At 56.0% G+C, this 20,441-nt stretch carries 22 protein-coding genes, 1 pseudogene and 1 riboswitch; of the genes and pseudogenes, 11 read left to right on the top strand and 12 right to left on the bottom strand.

Features of this window, described 5'->3' with window-relative positions; genetic code table 11:
- Positions 1 to 696, bottom strand: a complete 696-nt coding sequence (gene tsaB / locus ACQUTD_RS05085) for a tRNA (adenosine(37)-N6)-threonylcarbamoyltransferase complex dimerization subunit type 1 TsaB (RefSeq protein ID WP_321987607.1) — start codon at positions 694 to 696, stop codon at positions 1 to 3.
- A 54-nt stretch (positions 697 to 750) separates the two neighbouring features.
- Positions 751 to 2,676: a DNA repair helicase YoaA gene (locus tag ACQUTD_RS05080; RefSeq protein WP_473273924.1), complete on the bottom strand. Its 1,926-nt coding sequence runs from the start codon at positions 2,674 to 2,676 to the stop codon at positions 751 to 753.
- 124 nt (positions 2,677 to 2,800) lie between these two features.
- On the opposite strand from ACQUTD_RS05080, the gene ACQUTD_RS05075 reads away from it, so the two are divergent.
- Positions 2,801 to 3,145 carry a RidA family protein gene (locus ACQUTD_RS05075; RefSeq protein ID WP_088218737.1) on the top strand — a complete coding sequence of 115 codons (345 nt, stop codon included), beginning with the start codon at positions 2,801 to 2,803 and terminating at the stop codon, positions 3,143 to 3,145.
- Positions 3,146 to 3,151: 6 nt separating this feature from the next.
- On the opposite strand, the gene ACQUTD_RS05070 is transcribed toward ACQUTD_RS05075, so the two are convergent.
- Positions 3,152 to 3,337, bottom strand: a complete 186-nt coding sequence (locus tag ACQUTD_RS05070) for a YoaH family protein (RefSeq protein ID WP_318364244.1) — start codon at positions 3,335 to 3,337, stop codon at positions 3,152 to 3,154.
- Positions 3,338 to 3,419: 82 nt separating this feature from the next.
- Here ACQUTD_RS05070 and pabB point away from each other — a divergent pair, with 82 nt between their 5' ends.
- The 4 genes from pabB to ACQUTD_RS05050 all read left to right on the top strand — a co-directional run bounded on the left by pabB (position 3,420) and on the right by ACQUTD_RS05050 (position 8,644).
- Positions 3,420 to 4,781: an aminodeoxychorismate synthase component 1 gene (pabB, locus tag ACQUTD_RS05065; protein WP_473273923.1), complete on the top strand. Its 1,362-nt coding sequence runs from the start codon at positions 3,420 to 3,422 to the stop codon at positions 4,779 to 4,781.
- A gap of 2 nt (positions 4,782 to 4,783) precedes the next feature.
- On the top strand, positions 4,784 to 5,362 hold the full coding sequence (locus ACQUTD_RS05060; RefSeq protein ID WP_318374310.1) for a CoA pyrophosphatase: 579 nt from the start codon (positions 4,784 to 4,786) through the stop codon (positions 5,360 to 5,362).
- A 184-nt stretch (positions 5,363 to 5,546) separates the two neighbouring features.
- Entirely contained in the window at positions 5,547 to 6,911 is a 1,365-nt protein-coding gene (sdaA, locus tag ACQUTD_RS05055) for an L-serine ammonia-lyase (protein ID WP_072568743.1), read from the top strand.
- 134 nt (positions 6,912 to 7,045) lie between these two features.
- Positions 7,046 to 8,644: an EAL domain-containing protein gene (locus ACQUTD_RS05050; protein ID WP_473273922.1), complete on the top strand. Its 1,599-nt coding sequence runs from the start codon at positions 7,046 to 7,048 to the stop codon at positions 8,642 to 8,644.
- 2 nt (positions 8,645 to 8,646) lie between these two features.
- Here the strand turns inward: ACQUTD_RS05050 and yoaE are convergent, their stop codons facing one another.
- Together yoaE and ACQUTD_RS05040 are read right to left on the bottom strand one after the other, a co-directional pair.
- A complete protein-coding gene (gene yoaE, locus ACQUTD_RS05045) occupies positions 8,647 to 10,206 on the bottom strand; it encodes a CNNM family cation transport protein YoaE (protein ID WP_473273921.1) in 1,560 nt (519 codons plus the stop codon).
- Positions 10,194 to 10,349, bottom strand: a complete 156-nt coding sequence (locus tag ACQUTD_RS05040) for a protein YoaL (RefSeq protein WP_412175884.1) — start codon at positions 10,347 to 10,349, stop codon at positions 10,194 to 10,196. Before ACQUTD_RS05040 ends, yoaE begins: the two co-directional genes overlap by 13 nt.
- Positions 10,350 to 10,659: 310 nt before the next feature.
- On the opposite strand from ACQUTD_RS05040, the gene manX reads away from it, so the two are divergent.
- From manX to mntP, 5 genes are all read left to right on the top strand, one after another.
- Positions 10,660 to 11,625: a PTS mannose transporter subunit IIAB gene (manX, locus tag ACQUTD_RS05035; protein WP_318364242.1), complete on the top strand. Its 966-nt coding sequence runs from the start codon at positions 10,660 to 10,662 to the stop codon at positions 11,623 to 11,625.
- Between the two features lie 59 nt (positions 11,626 to 11,684).
- Positions 11,685 to 12,485 (top strand): mannose/fructose/sorbose family PTS transporter subunit IIC, encoded by an 801-nt coding sequence (locus ACQUTD_RS05030; RefSeq protein ID WP_473273920.1) that lies wholly within the window; start codon positions 11,685 to 11,687, stop codon positions 12,483 to 12,485.
- Between the two features lie 12 nt (positions 12,486 to 12,497).
- Positions 12,498 to 13,349: a PTS mannose transporter subunit IID gene (locus tag ACQUTD_RS05025; RefSeq protein ID WP_072568749.1), complete on the top strand. Its 852-nt coding sequence runs from the start codon at positions 12,498 to 12,500 to the stop codon at positions 13,347 to 13,349.
- Between the two features lie 52 nt (positions 13,350 to 13,401).
- Positions 13,402 to 13,860: a DUF986 family protein gene (locus ACQUTD_RS05020; RefSeq protein WP_473273919.1), complete on the top strand. Its 459-nt coding sequence runs from the start codon at positions 13,402 to 13,404 to the stop codon at positions 13,858 to 13,860.
- A 197-nt stretch (positions 13,861 to 14,057) separates the two neighbouring features.
- Positions 14,058 to 14,167: riboswitch (yybP-ykoY riboswitch) on the top strand.
- Positions 14,168 to 14,247: 80 nt separating this feature from the next.
- Positions 14,248 to 14,811, top strand: coding sequence for a manganese efflux pump MntP (gene mntP / locus ACQUTD_RS05015; protein ID WP_473273918.1), 564 nt, complete (start codon positions 14,248 to 14,250; stop codon positions 14,809 to 14,811).
- Here the strand turns inward: mntP and rlmA are convergent.
- The 7 genes and pseudogenes from rlmA to mgrB all read right to left on the bottom strand — a co-directional run bounded on the left by rlmA (position 14,808) and on the right by mgrB (position 20,038).
- A complete protein-coding gene (gene rlmA / locus ACQUTD_RS05010) occupies positions 14,808 to 15,623 on the bottom strand; it encodes a 23S rRNA (guanine(745)-N(1))-methyltransferase (RefSeq protein ID WP_473273917.1) in 816 nt (271 codons plus the stop codon). The two genes, mntP and rlmA, sit on opposite strands and share 4 nt — an antisense overlap.
- A gap of 62 nt (positions 15,624 to 15,685) precedes the next feature.
- Positions 15,686 to 17,425: a peptidoglycan glycosyltransferase FtsI gene (ftsI, locus tag ACQUTD_RS05005; RefSeq protein WP_473273916.1), complete on the bottom strand. Its 1,740-nt coding sequence runs from the start codon at positions 17,423 to 17,425 to the stop codon at positions 15,686 to 15,688.
- Between the two features lie 211 nt (positions 17,426 to 17,636).
- Positions 17,637 to 17,846, bottom strand: a complete 210-nt coding sequence (gene cspE / locus ACQUTD_RS05000; RefSeq protein WP_001062678.1) for a transcription antiterminator/RNA stability regulator CspE — start codon at positions 17,844 to 17,846, stop codon at positions 17,637 to 17,639.
- Between the two features lie 12 nt (positions 17,847 to 17,858).
- Positions 17,859 to 18,003: pseudogene (locus ACQUTD_RS04995) on the bottom strand (DUF2627 domain-containing protein).
- A gap of 507 nt (positions 18,004 to 18,510) precedes the next feature.
- Complete coding sequence (locus ACQUTD_RS04990) at positions 18,511 to 19,515, bottom strand: MBL fold metallo-hydrolase (protein ID WP_473273915.1); 1,005 nt, start codon at positions 19,513 to 19,515, stop codon at positions 18,511 to 18,513.
- 20 nt (positions 19,516 to 19,535) lie between these two features.
- Positions 19,536 to 19,820, bottom strand: coding sequence for a YebO family protein (locus ACQUTD_RS04985; RefSeq protein WP_318364237.1), 285 nt, complete (start codon positions 19,818 to 19,820; stop codon positions 19,536 to 19,538).
- A gap of 74 nt (positions 19,821 to 19,894) precedes the next feature.
- Positions 19,895 to 20,038 (bottom strand): PhoP/PhoQ regulatory lipoprotein MgrB, encoded by a 144-nt coding sequence (gene mgrB, locus ACQUTD_RS04980; RefSeq protein WP_072568757.1) that lies wholly within the window; start codon positions 20,036 to 20,038, stop codon positions 19,895 to 19,897.
- Positions 20,039 to 20,194: 156 nt separating this feature from the next.
- Here mgrB and ACQUTD_RS04975 point away from each other — a divergent pair, with 156 nt between their 5' ends.
- A complete protein-coding gene (locus ACQUTD_RS04975) occupies positions 20,195 to 20,428 on the top strand; it encodes a YobH family protein (protein ID WP_072568758.1) in 234 nt (77 codons plus the stop codon).
- Positions 20,429 to 20,441 lie beyond the last annotated feature (13 nt).

Raw genomic sequence — 20,441 nt, 5'->3', positions numbered from 1 at the left:
TCACTCGCGGCCAGGAAGTTTCTTCCATGCCACTTCGTTTCGCAAATAAACAGGTTCGGCGGTATCGGCGGTCACGGTGTTGCCCGCCGCCAGCAGCTGGCAGGCCAGCGGTAGCATATCTTCAGCTGCCGGCAGCAGAATGTCGCCGTCCGTCAGCGTGAGATCGCAGCCTTGCGCCAGATCCGGCCAGGCGGGCCAGCCGGTGCCCACGGTAGCCCAGGCGCCGTCCAGCTGCGCCAGACGCGCGCGCACGGCTTCCGGTTTCAGGACGGCTTCCGTCTCTTCGCCGTGCCAGACGCCCTGCGCATCGCGCTCGTACTGCGCCCAGTAGACTTCGCCCATGCGGGCGTCGATGGCAGCCAGCACGCGGGTGGCCCCGGTTTTACGGTAAGCGCCCTGCGCCATGGTGGCGAGGGTGGAGACGCCGATCATCGGCAGCTCTGCCCCCAGCGCCAGCCCCTGGGCAATGCCGATGCCGATACGCACGCCGGTGAAACTTCCCGGTCCGCGGCCAAAAGCCAGCGCGTCAAGATCGCGCAGCGTCACGCCGCCTTCGTTCAGGATCTGCTGAACCAGCGGCAGAATGCGCTGAGTGTGCTCACGCGGGCAGAGTTCAAAATGGGCATGGGTGGTGTCGTTTTGCTGTAGCGCAACTGAACAGGCTTCAGTTGCGGTATCAATAGCCAGAATTCGCATGGGTCTTCGCGCGCTCTCTTTAATAAATGGCGCGCATAATACCACAGACTGCGATTACTGTGTCGGCGGGACGGCGAGAAAGCGCACGGCGCGGGAGATGTCCCGGGTGCGCGGCGTCGGCGGCAGGCTGGCGAGGAAGGTCGCGCCATAAGGGCGCATTACCAGCCGGTTATCGCAGATCACCAGCACACCGCGATCGTCAATGTCGCGGATCAGGCGGCCGACGCCCTGTTTCAGGGTGATCACTGCATCCGGCAGCTGTACTTCATCAAAGGGATCGCCGCCGCGCAGACGGCAGTCTTCCATGCGCGCTTTCAGCAGCGGATCGTCCGGGGAAGTAAACGGCAGTTTGTCGATGATCACCAGCGACAGCGTGTCTCCGCGCACGTCCACCCCTTCCCAGAAACTGCTGGTCGCCACCAGCAGCGCATTACCGGCGGTGACGAACTGCTGCAACAGCTGCCCTTTGCTGGTTTCGCCCTGCAACAGCACCGGCAGCGTCAGGGTGGCGCGGAACTGTTCCGCCAGATCGCGCATCATGGCGTGTGAGGTGCAGAGCATAAAGCAGCGGCCATTGTTCGCTTCGATCAACGGACGCAGCATCGACGCCAGTTGCCGCGCCGCGCCCGGTTGATTGGTCTGCGGCAGATTGCGCGGTACGCACAGCAGCGCCTGACGGGCATAGTCAAACGGACTCGGCAGCAGCAGCGAGTGCGCCTCTTCAATGCCCAGCCGGGCAGTGAAGTGGTGCAGATCATCATTCACCGACAGGGTGGCGGAAGTAAAGACCCAGCTGCCCGGCTTCTGCGCCATCACTTCTTTGAATTTATCGGCTACCGACAGCGGCGTCAGCGCCAGGGTGAAGTGCCGCGAGGTGCATTCGTACCAGTAGCTGTAGCCGGGCTGGTTGATCTCTTTCAGGCGTTTTAAGCGCGCGCGGTACAGGGTGGCGCGTTCAAAGGCGGCATCCAGCAGGGCTGAACGCCCGAGGGAGAGTTTTGCCACGTCGTAGCACAGCTCAAGGGTGTCATCGAGCAGCAAAAAAGCGCGCTGAATGTGGCTGTCCGCCAGCAGTTCGCGCAGATTCCCGCGATAGCCCGGCTCGCCGAGCTGCAACCGAAAATCCTGGGCGCTCTGCGCCAGCCGGTCGGCGCATTTTTGCAGCTGCTGGGTGTCGCGCAGTTCGGTGAGATAGGCGATGGTGAAATCTTTTGCCAGGTCGAGCAGCTGACGGCTGGAAAGCGACTGACCAAAATACTGGCTGGCGATATCCGGCAACTGGTGCGCTTCGTCGAAAATCATCACCTCGGCTTCGGGGATCAGTTCGCCAAAGCCGCTGTCTTTCACCACCATATCCGCCAGGAACAGGTGATGGTTAACCACCACCACGTCGGCATCCATGGCTTTTTTACGCGCCTTCACCACAAAACAGTCTTTGTACTGCGGGCAGTCGCTGCCGAGGCAGTTATCGTTGGTGCTGGTGACCAGCGGCCAGGCGGGAGAATCTTCCGCCACGCTGGCGCAGGTGCTGATATCGCCGTCGACGGTCTGGTTTGACCATGAGCGCAGCAGAATAACATCGCTCAGGGTCTGCACGGGTAGATCGCCCCCCGCCAGCGCCTGCTGTTCCAGACGTTCGATGCACAGATAGTTGGAGCGGCCTTTCAGCAGCGCCAGTTTACCGCTGTACTCCAGCGCGCGGGAGACGGTGGGCAGATCGCGGCTGTAAAGTTGATCCTGAAGCGCTTTCGATCCGGTTGAGATAATGACTTTTTTCCCGGCGCGCAGTGCAGGTGCAAGATAAGCGTAGGTTTTCCCGGTGCCGGTTCCCGCTTCCACTACCAGCGGCTGCGTTTGCGCGATGGCCTCAGCCACAGCCTGCGCCATCTGCCGCTGCGGTTCACGCGGGTTAAATCCCGGTATCGCTTTTGCTAACTGACCGTCGATCGCAAAATCGTCCGTCTCACTGTTTTTCGCCACACTACCCCCTGGTTAAATCGCCAGTGATTATGTCAGGGGCGATGGCTTTTAGCCAGCCGAAGTCGTGACAGGGTAAAAACTCTGTGGCAGTCTTGGCGCGCCAATGAAAAATAAGGAGAGATTCATGACAATCGTGCGAATTGATGCCGCAGCCCGCTGGTCTGATGCGGTGATCCACAATCAGACGCTGTACTACACCGGCGTGCCGGAGAATTTGCAGGCGGATGCCTTTGAACAAACCGCCAACACGCTGGCGCAGATTGATGCGATGCTGGAAAGCCAGGGCAGCGACAAATCACGCATTCTGGACGCCACCATTTTTCTGGCGGACAGTAAGGATTTTGCGGCAATGAATAAGGCGTGGGATGCGTGGGTGGTTGCGGGTCATGCGCCGGTGCGCTGTACAGTGCAGGCCACGCTGATGAACCCGCAATACAAAGTGGAAATTAAAATTATCGCCGCCGTTTAAAGGCGATTATTCTTCCTCGTCTTCTTCGTCAAAGCGTGCCAGAACCCGTTCGCCTTTATGGCTGGCGCGCAGTTCCGCAGCAACCAGGGCAATGGCTTCGCCGCTGCTCATACCTTCAGCCATCAACGTATGAATGCGATCGACGGCCTCTTGTTGTTGCTCGTGCGTAAGGGAAGGTAAACCTGCAAACATAGTGAACTCCTGCTAAATTGTTCGCGCTGATCAAACATGCTACCCCATAAGCCGGTTACCGGATAGCAAAGAGTCTGGATTAATGAAGACGTTATCACCCGCCGTTATTTCGCTGCCGTGGCGCCCCGACGCTGCCAGCCACTGGTTTACCCCACTCAACACGCAGCCATGGGCCATGCTGTTGCATTCCGGCCATGCGGAGCATGCCCATAACCGTTTTGATATTCTGGTGGCGCAGCCCTGCTGCACGCTGGTTACGCACGGCGACAATACCACCGTGACCCGCGAGGGTGTCAGTACAGCCTCCACAGCGGATCCGCTGGCGCTGTTACAGTCTGAGCTGGACGCCATGCAGCTTGCCCCGCCCTGCGATCCTGATTTGCCCTTTACCGGCGGCGCGCTGGGTCTGTTTGGTTATGACCTGGGTCGCCGCTTTGAAACGCTGCCATCGCAGGCCGAACAGGATCTTCCCCTGCCGGATATGGCCGTCGGGCTGTACGACTGGGCGCTGATTGTCGATCATCATCAGCAAAAAGTCACCCTGCTCAGCTATGGCGATATAGCGCAACGTCTGGCCTGGCTGGAAGCGCAACGGGCAGAAGAGACGCAATCGTTTAGCTTAACCTCCCCCTGGCGCTCAAACATGACCCGCGAGCAGTATGGCGAGAAGTTTCGCGCGGTGCAGGCGTTTTTACACAGCGGGGACTGCTATCAGGTTAACCTTGCCCAGCGCTTTCAGGCACATTACCGCGGCGATGAGTGGCAGGCGTTTATGCAGCTGAACCGCGCCAACCGTGCGCCGTTCAGCGCCTTTCTGCGTCTGCCGCAGGGGGCGGTGCTCAGCCTGTCGCCGGAGCGCTTTATTCAACTGGCTAACGGCACCATTCAGACCCGCCCCATAAAAGGTACACTGCCGCGGTTAAGCGATGCGCAGGCGGATGCTCATCAGGCCGCGCGGCTGGCGCAGTCGCCCAAAGATCGCGCCGAAAACCTGATGATTGTCGATCTGATGCGCAACGATCTGGGCCGCGTCGCCGAACCGGGATCCGTACGCGTGCCGGAGCTGTTCGTCGTCGAACCGTTCCCGGCGGTGCATCATCTGGTGAGCACCATCACCGCCCGGCTTCCTGCCTCGCGTACCGCCTGCGACGTATTACGCGCCGCTTTTCCGGGGGGCTCGATCACTGGCGCGCCGAAAGTGCGGGCGATGGAAATTATCGATGCGCTGGAGCCGCACCGCCGTAACGCCTGGTGCGGCAGCATCGGCTATATCAGTCTGTGCGGCAATATGGACACCAGCATCACTATCCGCACCCTGAGCGCCTGTAACGGGCAGCTATACTGTTCGGCGGGCGGCGGCATCGTCGCCGACAGCGAGGAGCAGGCGGAATATCAGGAAACCTTTGATAAGGTTAATCGTATTCTGCATCAACTGGAGAGCTGATTTTGGATTTACAGGCGCTGACACTGGATGATTTTTTATCGCGATTTCAACTTTTACGTCCTCAGGCGAGCCGCGCGTCGCTGAACGCCAGACAGGCGGCGGTGCTGATCCCGGTAGTTCGCCGTGAACAGCCCGGTCTGTTGCTGACCCAGCGCTCGGCGCAGTTGCGTAAACATGCCGGTCAGGTGGCCTTCCCCGGCGGCGCGGTGGACAGCAGCGATGCGTCGCTGATCGCCGCCGCCCTGCGTGAGGCGCAGGAAGAAGTGGCGATCCCGCCGGAGGCGGTGGAGGTGATCGGCGTGCTGCCGCCGGTAGACAGCGTGACGGGATTTCAGGTGACGCCGGTGGTCGGCATTATCCCCCCTGACCTGCACTATCACGCCAGTGAAGATGAAGTGGCGGCGGTTTTTGAGATGCCGCTGGCGGAAGCTCTGCGCCTGGGGCGCTATCATCCTTTAGACATCCATCGTCGCGGCAACGATCACCGCGTATGGCTGTCGTGGTATGAGCACTATTTCGTCTGGGGGATGACGGCGGGTATCATTCGTGAACTGGCGTTGCAGATTGGCATCAAACCCTGAATATTCTTTATGCAATAACCCTTCTGCCAGGAGTGGGATCCGCGTCTCGCCATTAGAAAATTAATGTTCACGCATTAATTTAATTCATGCGAATACTCCAGCCGATCCCGCGGTTCCCTCATACACTATGCGCAATTATTACATCGTTATCGGAAAGTCCGGTAACCCTGTCAGGAGTGTTAATGTGATTAGTCTATTCGACATGTTTAAGGTGGGGATTGGTCCCTCATCTTCCCACACTGTAGGCCCGATGAAGGCCGGCAAACAGTTCGTCGATGACCTGGTCGAAAAGGGATTGCTTGAGAGCGTAACCCGCGTGGCGGTTGACGTGTACGGTTCGCTGTCACTGACCGGTAAAGGTCACCATACGGACATCGCCATCATTATGGGTCTGGCGGGCAATGCGCCGGCCACCGTCGATATTGACGCCATTCCGGCGTTTATACGCGACGTTGAAACCCGCGGTCGTCTGCTGCTGGCGCAGGGTCGTCATGAGGTGGATTTCCCGAAAGATAACGGCATGCGCTTCCAGAGCAATAACCTGCCGCTGCATGAAAACGCCATGCAGATCCACGCTTATAACGGCGACACCACCGTTTACAGCAAAACCTACTATTCCATCGGCGGCGGTTTTATCGTCGACGAAGAGCATTTCGGCAAAGAAGCCAGCAATGAAGTAAGCGTGCCTTATCCGTTCACCTCGGCAAAAGAGATGCTTGATTACTGCCATGAAACCGGCCTGTCGTTATCCGGCATGGTAATGCAGAACGAACTGGCGCTGCACAGCAAGCAGGAGATCGAAGATTACTTCGCTGATGTCTGGCAGACCATGCGCGCCTGTATCGATCGCGGCATGAACACTGAAGGCGTGCTGCCTGGCCCGCTGCGCGTGCCGCGTCGCGCCTCGGCGCTGCGTCGCCTGCTGGTCGCCAGCGATAAGCTGTCCAGCGATCCGATGAACGTTATCGACTGGGTGAATATGTTCGCCCTGGCGGTAAATGAAGAAAACGCCGCCGGTGGCCGCGTGGTCACCGCGCCTACTAACGGCGCATGCGGTATCGTTCCGGCGGTGCTGGCCTACTACGATCACTTTATTGAGCCGGTGACGCCGGATATTTATATCCGCTACTTTATGGCGTCCGGCGCTATTGGCGCGCTGTACAAGATGAACGCCTCTATTTCCGGCGCGGAAGTGGGCTGTCAGGGCGAAGTGGGCGTGGCCTGTTCGATGGCGGCGGCCGGTCTGGCGGAACTGCTGGGCGCAAGCCCGGAGCAGGTGTGCGTGGCGGCCGAAATCGGCATGGAGCATAACCTGGGTCTGACCTGCGATCCGGTGGCCGGTCAGGTACAGGTGCCGTGCATTGAGCGTAACGCCATCGCCTCGGTGAAAGCGATCAACGCTTCACGCATGGCGATGCGCCGTACCAGCGCGCCGCGCGTGTCGCTGGATAAGGTTATTGAAACCATGTACGAAACCGGTAAAGACATGAACGCCAAATACCGCGAAACCTCCCGCGGTGGTCTGGCAATCAAGGTGCAGTGCGACTAATACTTCTCATAGCCCTTCTGCGACAGAAGGGCTAAATCTCCTCCAATTCTCGTCCGATTATTTTTTCCACACTACACTTGCTGTGGTGCCGTTGCCTTTTGCGATCAACGGTATACTTACCGGACGATGACTTCATGCAGACTGCGCAACGGATCATTAGCGACTACCGGCGAAAACGCATTATCGTCTGCGTGCTTGCTGCCGTTTCCATGCTGCTGTTGACCCTCGGCGCGCGATTTATTTCGGAGCGGAATTTAAATCAGCAGCGTCTGTTATCTTTCACTTCTCATGCTGTTTCCTCACTGGAAAAAGTACTTTCCGCCCTTGAACGCGGGCGTCCCCTGCTGTTGCCGCTGGTAGGTAAACCCTGCGACGACGTGCATCTGGCGCTGCGTATTGAAGCGGCCTCATTGCAGACTATCCGCTCCATTGGCCTGGTGGAGAACGGGATGCTGTACTGCTCAAGCATTTTTGGTTTTCGCAATGTGCAGGTGCGTCAACTTCAGCCTTTGCTGCCCGCCAGCGAAGCACAGCTGATCCTTTCCACCGATAAATCGTTACTCAAAGGCAGCCCGATACTGATCCAATGGTTTCCTTCTGCGCAAGGGGATGACAGCGGGGTGATGACCATTGTCAATATCACGCTGCTGACCGACCTGATGCTGGAACCGCAAAAACCGCTGATCACCGGCGCCAGTCTGTCGGTCAATAACCGGCATCTACTGTATGGCGGTGGGGTGGCGGACGCCCTGCCCGCGCTGACGGATGAAAAACGCTTTTCGCAAACGTCACAGCGCTACCCTTTTACGGTTAACGTCCGCGGGCCGGGCGCAACGGAGCTGGCGCTGCGGCATCTGCCCTCCCAGTTTCCGCTGGCGCTGCTGCTCAGCCTGCTGGTGGGTTATATCGCGTGGGTGGCGACCGCCAGCCGCATGAGCTTTGCGTGGGAGATCCATATGGGGCTGGCGGAAAATGAGTTTGAGCTGTTTTGTCAGCCGTTGCTGGACGCACAATCCCAGCAGTGCGTGGGAGTGGAAATTCTGCTGCGCTGGAATAATCGCCGTCAGGGCTGGATCTCGCCGGATGTGTTTATTCCTATAGCCGAAAACCAGGGTTTGATCGCCCCGCTGACGCGTTACGTGCTGACGGAAACCCATCGCCAGCTCGCCCTCTTCCCGCCCTCGCCGCACTTTCATATCGGCATTAACGTCGCCGCCAGCCATTTCGGCCACGGAGAGCTGATTGCCGATCTGAACCAGCACTGGTTTAACATCCGTCCGGTGCAGCAGCTGGTGATAGAACTCACCGAGCGGGACAGCCTGAGCGAGGCGGATTTCCGCATGGTGCGTGAACTGCATCGTATGGGCGTGAAAGTGGCGATTGATGATTTTGGCACCGGCAACACGTCCCTCTCGTGGCTGGAAAAGCTTAGCCCGGACATTCTTAAGATCGACAAATCCTATATTGCGGCCATTGGTACGGATGCGGTGAATTCGACGGTGACGGACATGATCATTGCGCTGGGCAAACGTCTTGAACTGGAAATGGTGGCAGAGGGGGTGGAAACCCCGCTGCAGGCGGCACATCTGCGCCAGCGCGGGGTGCATGTGTTACAGGGGTTTCTCTATGCGAAGCCGATGCCGCTGAAAGATTTCCCCGGCTGGCTGGCGGGAAGTACCCCGCCGCCAGCCCGGCATAACGGGCGGATGATGCCGTCAATGCCGTTACAATAACCTTACTCTTCTTCGTCGTGCTCCGGACGCTCTTTAACAACCCGAACCAGATCGACCCGGTAGTCGTTGGCTTCCAGCACGGTAATGGTCAGCGGCGCCAGTTGCAGCACGTCACCCGCGCGTGGGATCTGGCCGTTAATGGCGATCACCAGACCGGCAACGGTCGCGATATCTTCGCTGTCGTTAACCAGATTATCCAGCCCCAGCGCATGTTGCAGGGCGTGCAGATCGGTGGTGCCTTTTACCAGCCAGCCGTCGGCATCGGCGATGATTTCCGGCGTTTCGTCGGCATCCGGGAATTCACCGGCAATAGCTTCCAGCACGTCGAGCGGCGTCACCAGGCCCTGCACCACACCAAATTCGTTGGTGACGATAACAAAGCTGCCGCGGGCGCGGCGCAGCACGCCAAGCAGTTTGATCGGATCCAGGGTTTCCGGCACCACAATCGCCGGGGACGCGGACGCTATCGCCGCCACGTCGCCGCCCTCTTCCAGCGCCACCAGCATCTCTTTGGCGCGCACGATACCGATCACTTCATCCAGCTCGCCACGGCAGACCGGGAACAGGCTGTGCGGCGACGAGAGCAGCTGCTGGCGAATAGTGTCTTTATCCAGGCTGGCATCCACCCAACTGATGTCGCCGCGCGGCGTCATAATGCTGCGCAGCGAGCGCGATGCCAGCGTCAGTACGCCGTTGATCATATAACGCTCTTCATCGGCGAAGGCCCCTTCCGGCACCTGCACCGGCGCTTCGCTGTCCGGCTCATGCTGTTGATTATCTTTGCGGCGACCGCCCATCAGACGCAGAATGGCGTCCGCGGTACGGGCACGCAGCGGCAGCGTTGACTGATGGCGAATAAAGTTGCGGCGAGCAATCTGGTTAAAGAACTCAATAATGATTGAGAAACCAATCGCGGCATACAGGTAGCCTTTCGGAATATGAAAGCCGAAGCCTTCCGCCACCAGACTCAGACCAATCATCAACAGGAAGCTCAGACAGAGCACCACCACCGTCGGATGCTGATTGACGAATCGCGTCAACGGTTTTGACGCCAGCAGCATCACCGCCATGGCGATCACTACCGCCGCCATCATGACCGGCAGATGGTTCACCATACCGACCGCCGTGATCACCGCATCGAGTGAGAACACCGCATCAAGGATGACGATCTGTACCACCACGACCCAGAAGCTGGCGTAGCCTTTCGTCTGTCCGGTGTCATGTTCACGGTTTTCAAGTCGCTCGTGTAATTCTGTTGTCGCTTTGAACAGCAAGAATAGTCCCCCGAGCAGCATGATTAAGTCACGGCCGGAGAAGCTTAAATCCATCACGGTAAACAGCGGATTTGTCAGCGTTACCATCCACGAGATCACCGACAGCAGGCCGAGTCGCATGATCAGCGCCAGTGACAGGCCGATCAGCCGGGCTTTATCACGCTGTTTAGGCGGGAGTTTATCCGCAAGGATGGCAATGAACACCAGGTTGTCGATACCGAGAACGATTTCAAGAACAACAAGCGTCAACAACCCCACCCAGATCGAGGGGTCCATTAAGAATTCCATGACAGGCTCCTGTTTACGGAATGGCAAAACGGTGCGTTAAGCACAGGCGTGATGACAGCAGATGAAAATGAAAGGTGGCGGAAAACGCCGGATTGCGAGGCACGAAACGGCCAATGGGTTAACTGACGTCGGTGACGGTCCATACACGGGGCTACTGCCCTATACTCCTTGATAATTAAACGGATGGTAAACATAGCAGAGAGAATTAATGTTTTGCAAAGATTTACCGGAATTTGCAATTGGAATTTTGTGGTTATTTCGCGGGCCGAAATTTCTGATCGACGAAAGCTAAATTACGGATGCGCATCACAAAAATTATTTTTTCGATGTCTAAAATAATTCACGGAAGTTTTAACTTTTCTTTCAAACCCTTATCTGAATCGATTCGCTGGTAAAGATTGATTCACAACACATCTGTTACAGAGGTGTTAACGATAATAACGGAGGTAGCAAGTGACCATTGCTATTGTAATAGGCACACATGGCTGGGCTGCAGAACAATTGCTCAAAACAGCCGAAATGCTGTTGGGTGAGCAGGAAAACGTCGGCTGGATCGATTTCGTTCCCGGCGAGAACGCCGAAACGCTCATCGAAAAATACAACGCCCGGCTGGCAAATCTCGACACCAGTCAAGGGGTGCTGTTTCTCGTCGATACATGGGGTGGCAGTCCGTTTAACGCCGCAAGCAGAATTGTCGTCGATAAAGAGCATTATGAGGTGGTTGCTGGCGTCAACATTCCGATGCTGGTTGAAACGCTCATGGGGCGTGATGACGATCCGAGTTTTGACGATTTGGTCGCCGTGGCGGTTGAGGCGGGACGTGAGGGGGTGAAAGCCCTGAAGGCAAAAGCGCCGGAAGCGGTAACGCCTGCGCCTGCTGCTGTGGCAAAACCCGCCGCACCGGTTAAGCCCATGGGCGCGGATGATTACATGGTGATCGGCCTTGCGCGTATCGATGACCGCTTGATCCACGGCCAGGTGGCAACACGCTGGACCAAAGAAACCAACGTGCAGCGCATTATCGTGGTCAGCGACGAAGTGGCCGCTGATACCGTGCGTAAAACCTTGCTGACGCAGGTTGCGCCGCCGGGCGTGACGGCGCACGTGGTGGATGTCGCTAAGATGATCCGCGTTTATAACAACCCGAAATACGCGGGTGAACGCATCATGCTGCTGTTTACTAACCCTACCGATGTTGAACGTCTGGTGGAGGCCGGGGTGAAGATCACCTCCGTCAATATCGGCGGTATGGCTTATCGTCAGGGCAAAACCCAGGTAAACAACGCCGTTTCGGTGGATGAGCAGGATATTGAGGCCTTCAAAAAACTCAATGCCCGCGGTATTGAGCTGGAAGTCCGTAAAGTCTCAAACGATCCGAAACTGAAAATGATGGACTTGATCAGCAAAGTGGCGAAGTAGCCGGCACGAGCTGATTTACTCAGTTTTCACAACTACGTCTTAGTTATAGGAGAAGTACAATGGAGATCACCCTTCTTCAGATTGTGCTGGTGTTTGTCGTTGCCTGTATCGCCGGTATGGAGTCGGTACTGGATGAATTTCAGTTCCACCGTCCGCTGGTGGCCTGTACGTTAATTGGCATGGTGCTGGGTGATATGCAAAAAGGCATCATCATCGGCGGTACCCTGGAAATGATCGCCCTCGGCTGGATGAACATCGGGGCCGCCGTGGCGCCGGATGCCGCGCTGGCGTCGATCATCTCCACCGTGCTGGTCATTGCCGGGGGCCAGAGCATCGGCGCCGGGATTGCGCTGGCTATTCCGCTGGCCGCGGCAGGCCAGGTGTTAACCATCATCGTTCGTACCATTACCGTGGCATTCCAGCACGCGGCGGATAAGGCGGCCGACAACGGCAACCTTACGGCGCTGTCCTGGATCCACGTTTCTTCTCTGTTCCTGCAGGCGATGCGTATCGCGATCCCGGCCGTCATCGTTGCGGTTTCTGTGGGCACCAGCGAAGTGCAGAATATGCTTAACGCCATTCCTGAAGTGGTGACCAGCGGTCTGAACATCGCCGGGGGCATGATCGTGGTAGTGGGTTATGCGATGGTCATCAACATGATGCGCGCGGGCTACCTGATGCCGTTCTTCTACCTGGGCTTCGTCACTGCCGCCTTCACCAACTTCAACCTGGTGGCGCTGGGCGTGATTGGCGCGGTAATGGCCATCCTTTATATCCAGCTGAGCCCGAAATACAACCGTTCAGCAGGTGGCCCGGTACCGGCCGAGGGTGCAAACGATCTTGATAACGAACTGGACTAGCAGGTGAGCGACATGGTTGATATGACAAAAACTACCGCAGTGAAAAAACTCACTCCGGGTGATATTCGTGGCGTGTTCATTCGTTCAAACCTGTTCCAGGGGTCGTGGAACTTCGAACGTATGCAGGCGCTGGGTTTCTGCTTCTCAATGGTGCCGGCGATCAAACGCCTCTATCCGGAAAACAACGAAGCGCGCCGTCAGGCCATCAAGCGCCATCTGGAGTTCTTCAACACCCATCCTTACGTGGCGGCTCCAGTACTGGGCGTGACGCTGGCGATGGAAGAGCAGCGTGCTAACGGTGCAGAGATCGACGACGGCGCCATCAACGGGATCAAGGTTGGTCTGATGGGGCCGCTGGCAGGCGTCGGTGACCCGATTTTCTGGGGTACGGTGCGTCCGGTGTTTGCCGCGCTGGGTGCCGGGATCGCGATGAGCGGTTCTCTGCTCGGGCCGCTGCTGTTCTTCATCCTGTTTAACGCCGTGCGCCTGGCAACCCGTTATTACGGCGTGGCCTACGGCTACCGTAAAGGCGTGGACATCGTAAAAGACATGGGCGGCGGCTTCCTGCAAAAACTGACCGAGGGGGCGTCAATTCTCGGCCTGTTTGTTATGGGGGCGCTGGTTAACAAGTGGACGCACGTGAATATCCCGCTGGTGGTGTCGGAAATTACCGACCAGACCGGGAAAACCAACGTCACCACCGTACAGACCATCCTCGATCAGCTGATGCCGGGGCTGGTGCCGCTGCTGCTGACCTTCGCCTGTATGTGGCTGCTGCGTAAGAAAGTGAACCCGCTGTGGATCATCGTCGGCTTCTTTGTTATCGGTATTGCCGGTTACGCTGTCGGCCTGCTGGGTCTGTAAAGGGTAGTTATTGCGCCGGGGCCTTTGCCCCGGCTTTTTTTCGGGAGGATGAATGACGATCACGGATATCGTGTTGATTTTGTTTGTTGCTGCACTGCTGGCTTACGCACTTTATGATGAATTCATCATGCCCCGCCGCCATGGACAAACGCTGCTCAGCGTACCCCTGTTGCGCCGCAGCCGGGTCGACGGCTTCATTTTTGCCGGGTTACTGGTGATCCTTATTTATAACAACGTGACCAATAATGGTGCTGTTTTAACCACATGGTTATTATGTGCACTGGCGCTGATGGCTATTTATCTGTTCTGGGTTCGCGCGCCGAAAATCATCTTCAAACAGGATGGTTTTTTCTTCGCCAATGTCTGGATTGCTTATAACCGCATTAAAGAGATGAATTTATCTGAAGATGGTGTGCTGGTAATGCAATTAGAGCAGCGCCGCCTGCTTATCCGGGTGCGAAATATCGATGGCCTGGAAAAGATCTACAAAGTTATGGTTAAAACTCAATGAGTTAAAATATAGCGAAGGCTATATTTCTGCACATAAAATCACCGCAGTTATAGCCACTGCTATATTATTTTCTACGGAATAACTTATATTTTTTAACCTGATTATTACCAATAAAGACAAATGCAAATCGTTATCAGCCTGACAAAAAAGTAATGAATTTCTGTGATTGTTCTCACCTTGCGAAATATGGTAAAGTTGCGCCCGTCGTTGGGGAGTAGCCGATTTCCATTCACCCCGGAAATGTGCGCGTCAACATACTCGTTGAAAAACGTGGCGCGTACGAATCAAACCGCATAGACGTTTGATTAGGCGAGACCATTGACACATCAACTGCTGATTACTGGGGGCAGTGATGTGTTATATGGATACCCCGGTCAGGACGCTCTTATGAATTTATCTGCCACTCTCCTGCTCGCTTTTGGCATGTCGATGGATGCCTTCGCCGCTTCCATCGGGAAAGGCGCTACCCTGCACAAACCCAAATTCTCCGAGGCCCTGCGCACCGGTCTGATCTTTGGCGCGATTGAAACCCTGACGCCGCTGATAGGCTGGGGACTGGGCATGCTCGCCAGCCAGTTCGTGCTGGAGTGGAATCACTGGATCGCCTTTTTGCTGCTGGTTTTTCTCGGCGGACGAATGGTGCTGGAAGGGGTACGGGGAAATAATGATGAAGATACGCCCCTGCAGCGTCACGGCTTCTGGCTGCTGGTGACAACCGCGATTGCCACCAGCCTGGATGCCATGGCGGTTGGCGTCGGGCTGGCCTTCCTGCAGGTCAATATTATCACCACCGCGCTCACCATTGGCTGCGCGACCCTGGTGATGTCGACGCTCGGGATCATGATTGGCCGCTTTATAGGCCCGCTGTTAGGAAAACGGGCTGAAATTCTCGGCGGGATCGTGCTTATTGGTATTGGCTCGCAGATCCTCTGGAGCCACTTCGCCGGTTAAGGATCACGCTGCCAGCACTGGATGCTGAAATCCGTCTGACAGCTGAACTGTTCCATATCCGCCAGCGCTTCCCATACCGCCGGTTTCGCCCGCCACGCGAAGGGCGTCATCTGCAACAGCGCCACCGCTTCCGCCCCGCTCAGGGTCATGCGGTACCCCAGCGCATGCTGCTCTGCCAGCGTAAAACCTTCGATCTGCTCACTTTGCGGCGCGTGAAGCTGAACTTCATCGTAGATCAGCCCTTTCAGCTCCTGTAAGTGATGCGGGCCGGGAGCGGCGGTGATCACCCAGCCACCGGCTTTCATTACCCTTGCCAGCTCCTGCGCTTTACAGGGCGCATAAATGCGTACAATCGCATCCAGTGTACTGGCTTCAAACGGCAGCCGGTGGCTTGACGCCACACAGAACATTACCTGCGGATAACGCTTTGCCGCGGCGCGTATTGCGGGCTTTGACACATCCAGCCCGAAAGTCTGCGCCCCGTGTTGCGCGGCGATCTGCGCGAACGCATCGGTGTAATAGCCTTCGCCGCAGCCAATATCCAGCAGCGCACTGGCCTGCGCCGGTAAACGCGCGTCCAGTTGCTCGCTGATAGCATCCCGTAACGGCTGATAGTGCCCCGCATCCAGAAAGGCGCGGCGCGCCTGCATCATCTCTACGCTGTCCCCCGGCTCGCGGGAGCGTTTATGCTGAACGGGCAGCAAATTGACGTAGCCCTCTTTCGCCAGATCAAACTGATGCCGTTGCGGGCAGACGAGGCTATTTTCCTGACGGCGCAACGGCGCATGGCAAAGGGGGCAACTGAAGGACATATCAACTCCGGGCGATAATAAAGGGCGAAAGTGTAACGCCATTCGCCCCTGCGGGAAATGATTTAGCGCGCTGCCGCCACGCCGGAAGAAGAATTGAGCACCAGCAGATGATCGTCGCCGGGGCGCAAACCGTCGGGTTCGATATTTTCGACACGCAGTACACGGGTCATGATCTCGCTGAATACCGGCGCCGACACGGCACCGCCGTAATAGGCACCGTTTTTGGGATCGTCGATCACCACCACTAGCGCATATTGCGGATGACTGGCTGGCGCGACGCCTGCAGTGTAGGCAACGTATTTATCGACATATTTCCCGTCATCGCCGATTTTCTTCGCCGTGCCGGTTTTGACCGCCACCCGGTAATCGCGTACCGCCGCTTTGGTGCCGCCGCCGCCCGGTAGCGCGACGCTCTCCATCATATGCTCCACCTGATGAACAATGTCAGCGGGCATCACCTGCGTACCCATCACCGGCGGATCGACGCGGGTAATAGACAGCGGCCGCGCCAGACCAAAACTGCCGATAGTGGCGTAGACATGCGCCAGCTGTAGCGGCGTGACCATCAGGCCATAGCCAAATGAGAAGGTGGCGCGATCTAACTGCCCCCAGTAACGGCGCACCGGCAGGCTGCCACGGCTTTCGCCGGTCAGACCCAGCCCGGTGGGGGTACCAAAGCCAAAGCTTTTATAAGTATCCAATAGCTTCTGGATGGGCATCGCCAGCGACAGTCTGGACACGCCGGTATCGCTCGATTTCTGCAGAATGCCGGTCAGCGTGAGTTCCGGGTAATAGCCCACGTCGCGAATACGGTGTCCGTCAATGACATACGGGTGGGTATCCACCACGCTGTCAGGTTTGACTATCCCCTGCTGTAGCGCAGTCATCAGCACCATCGGCTTAACGGTCGAGCCGGGTTCAAAGGTATCGCTGATGGCGCGGTTACGGAAATCATCCAGGGTCGCGCCGCTGCGATTATTGGGATTAAAATCGGGATAATTGGCCATCGCCAGAATTTCACCGGTGTCTATTTTTATCAGCACCGCCGCGCCTGACTCCGCCTTATTCCAGGTAACGGCGTTATTCAGCGCATCTTCCGCCAGGGTTTGCAGCCGTTTATCGATGCTCAGCGCCAGGATTTGTGCCGGTACCGCGGGCGTTTCGGTGATATTTTCAATCACGTGCCCATAGCGATCTTTACGCACCTCGCGCAGACCGGGCTTGCCGGTCAGCTGCGCGTTAAAGCTTTTCTCAACGCCTTCGATCCCCTGCCCGTCGATATTAGTAAAACCGATCAGATTGGCGGCAACATGCCCGCCGGGATAAAAGCGCCGTGATTCCGTTTGCAGATTAATGCCCGGCAGATTGAGGCGATCTATCCACTGCGCCTGTTGGGGATCAAGCTGCCGCGCCAGATAGACAAAGCGCGACGATGCATGTTGCCGGAGCATGGCGGTCAGATCGCTCAGCGTCATTCCCAGCGCTTTCGCCAGCGCCTGCCAGCGCCCGTTATCCACCGGGCCGCCCTTTTCACGGATAACCTTCGGATCGGCCCAGACAGCATCAACGGGCACGCTGACCGCCAGTGGTGATCCATTGCGATCGACAATCATGCCGCGCGGCGACGACACTTTCACTTCGCGCAAAGAACGCCTGTCCTCCTGCCTGACCAGTTTGTCCGGGGCAATAATCTGCAGCCAGGCGGTGCGGCCCAGCAGTATGCCCAGCGAGAAAAGAATGGCGATGCAAAGCAGGGTAAAACGCAGAGGGGTAAAATTGAGGGTAAGGCTGTTCTTTTTCACCGTGGCTCCTGTAATGAATTAACCCGCTGATTTAACGGGAAACAGGCGCAGAAAGGGAAAAAACTGTGCTAATAACGGTATGGCTTTGCTACAAAAGGATAATGAGGAAGCAGAAGGTAACACTTTGAAATGAAGGCATTAAAAAGCCCCGCACCGGGCGAGGCTTTATGCTGACATTGACCGCCTGTGGCGTTCAAGTCGGTGGCAGAAATCAGATAGCGGTAACGTTAACTGCTGCCGGGCCTTTCTGGCCGTCCTGAATTTCGAACTCAACGTTCTGGCCTTCAGCCAGAGTTTTGAAGCCGTTACCCTGGATTGCAGAGAAGTGTACGAACACGTCTTTGCTGCCGTCAGCAGGAGTAATGAAGCCAAAACCTTTAGACTCGTTGAACCACTTAACTTGACCTTTAATCTTTGCCATTTGCAAAATTCCTTAGAGTGTTTTCTTAGCCCGCAGGCATTAACTGAGATAAAACTGAGACATTACTGCTTGAGGCACTAATATAAGGTTCGGCAGAGAAGCGGTATTCAACGACAACGTGTTTACTCAGGACTTCTTTACTGAAAATGCCACACATAAACAGAACTGTACCTCGTTCGACTCACGACGTGTTATCACATACAACATGAAATATGGCAAGCCATTTTTAAACATGTCTGGATCCGCCGCACAAATTCTGCAAATGCCTTCACTACCCGCCTTCGATAAGACCTGACTTTGCAGATCAGGGCGCTTTAACGGTAGTTATGGGCACGTGCGGATCCTGTGAAAAACACGACTTTATAACCATAGCTTAATATGATGGATTGATCCAGCCTAAGCTAAGCGATTGATATAATATAAAATATATCCTTATAACTTTTTCTTCTGGCTTATAAAATTAACAAAAGAGCCAACAATAAAGCGTAATTTTACCTGGTTATACAAAGGTGCTGAGCGAGTGAATAAAAGTTGCACAAATAATAATATGCCTGCACCAAAATAATGAAAGTTTAATGACATTGCATCATCGTAAAGCAATAAAAACGTTTCGCTGGTGCAAAAAATAATAGCATTTGCTGTTAATGCGGGAATAAGGAAAAGCTTATGCGAATATTTTCGCTGGAAAGGATAAATACTGACCGATTTTCAGGATGCGAAAGTTATCACGCCGCCCTCCCGCTTCGTTTAATTCCTGCACCAGTTCCCGGACAGGTTCATCGAGCCCTTCATCCGCCAGTTCGAAAACGCCCCAGTGCACCGGAAAAGCCAGCGGTTCCCCGGCCTGCTGCCAGAGTCGCACCGCTTGCTGAGGATCCATATGATGTGAGGCCATAAACCAGCGTGGCGCATAAGCGCCAGCCGGCAGCGCCACGATGTCGAATGGACCCAGACGCTGCGGGATGTCAGCCAGCGTCGGCGTGTAGCCTGTATCGCCGGTAAACCAGAAACGCTGGTGCGGGGATGTCACCACCCAGCCACACCAAAGCGACCGATTGCGATCCCACAGGGTACGCATACTCCAGTGCTGGGCGGGAACGGCAGTTATCGTCAACCCATGGAAGCTGCGGTGATCCCACCAGTCGAGCTCAACGATATGCTGTACACCGCGACGGCGACACCAGTCGCCCAGACCGAGCGGTACGAAGAGGGTGACATCAGGAAAACGCTTTAGCAGCGCACGCAGGGTACGCTTATCAAGATGATCATAATGGTTGTGGGAAATCAGGATGGCGTCGAGGACGGGCAGATCGTTGATGTTCAGCGCCAGGGGCGTTTTGCGCCGCGGCCCGCTGAAACTCACCGGCGAGGCGCGATTTGAAAATACCGGGTCAATCAGCAGATGCTTGCCGTCAAGTCGCAACAGCATACTGGTATGACCAAGCCACCAGACGCGATCGTCTTCTCCGGAAATAACGGCGCGTTGCCACCATTTGTCGATAAAAGCGTCATAGCCACCCTGCGGTGCTAAGGGTAACCCGGCGGCACGACGTTCTTTACGCCAGCGCTCCACGTCGCCAGGTTTATGTCCGGTTTCGTACAGATTACGAAAACCTTCAGGGGAATGATGCGGCAGATCAGGATTATACCAGGGGTTTTTCCATGCCATGCTGCACCCTCCCCTGACGATTAGCGCTCGGCGACCAGACGAATAAAATCATCGCCATCGGCCTGAACGTTCACCGCTTTCTCCGGCGCTTCTTTTTCAGGTTCGTTTGCTTCGCACAGTCTGCGCAGCAAGGCCGTCTGCCGTTTTTGCTGATCGAGCAGCGCTTCAAGCAGTTCAATCTGTTCACGGGTACGTGAGCTCAGACGATTAACAAAAAACCACAGGATCAGACCTGCGACCAGCACCACCAGCGATACGACCAAAGACGCAAGATTAAACACGCCTGAATTCAGTACTTCGTTCATTTCACCACCTCAATGTTAACGCGCTATCTTACCACTGGCATTAAGGAAGGAAATCATTCACTGAAAAAATGCCGTCACCAGGGAATAAATTTATTGATAACGCAGATACCGCTGAAAAACTGCACATCCTGATCGCACATAACATTCAGCATCTGGGTCCACATCAACAGGCAGACAACCAGCGCGGCGATCACGATAAGCCACCGAAATTTTCTCACTACTCTCTCCGAATTAATACCCTGTCTCAAGGTTATCACGCGCTTGTTAAACCGCGGCTAACTGTAGCGCTATCCGGCCTTTTTAGGAATGCGTGACTTGTTTCATTGCGTAAAAACCGCCAGGATTTTACGCACAGGATAATAAAAGGAGTTTATATGCGCATGACAGTTCGCACGATTATGATCATCGCTCTGCTGTGGATTGGCGTATTACTGAGTGGTTACGGCGTACTGGTTGGCAGCAAAGAAAATGCCGCCGGACTCGGTTTGCAGTGTCGCTATCTGACGGCGCAGGGCTTCAGCACAGCGCAATATATTCATACCGACAGTGGAATTATTGGTTTTACGAATTGCCCGGTACTGCGTAAAAGCAATACGGTAATTGATTAAGCGATTGCCCGGT

This window comes from Enterobacter sp. K510, assembly GCF_055804875.1.
Note: the sequence above shows the minus strand (reverse complement) of the source record. Positions and strands in the feature narration are given on the sequence as shown.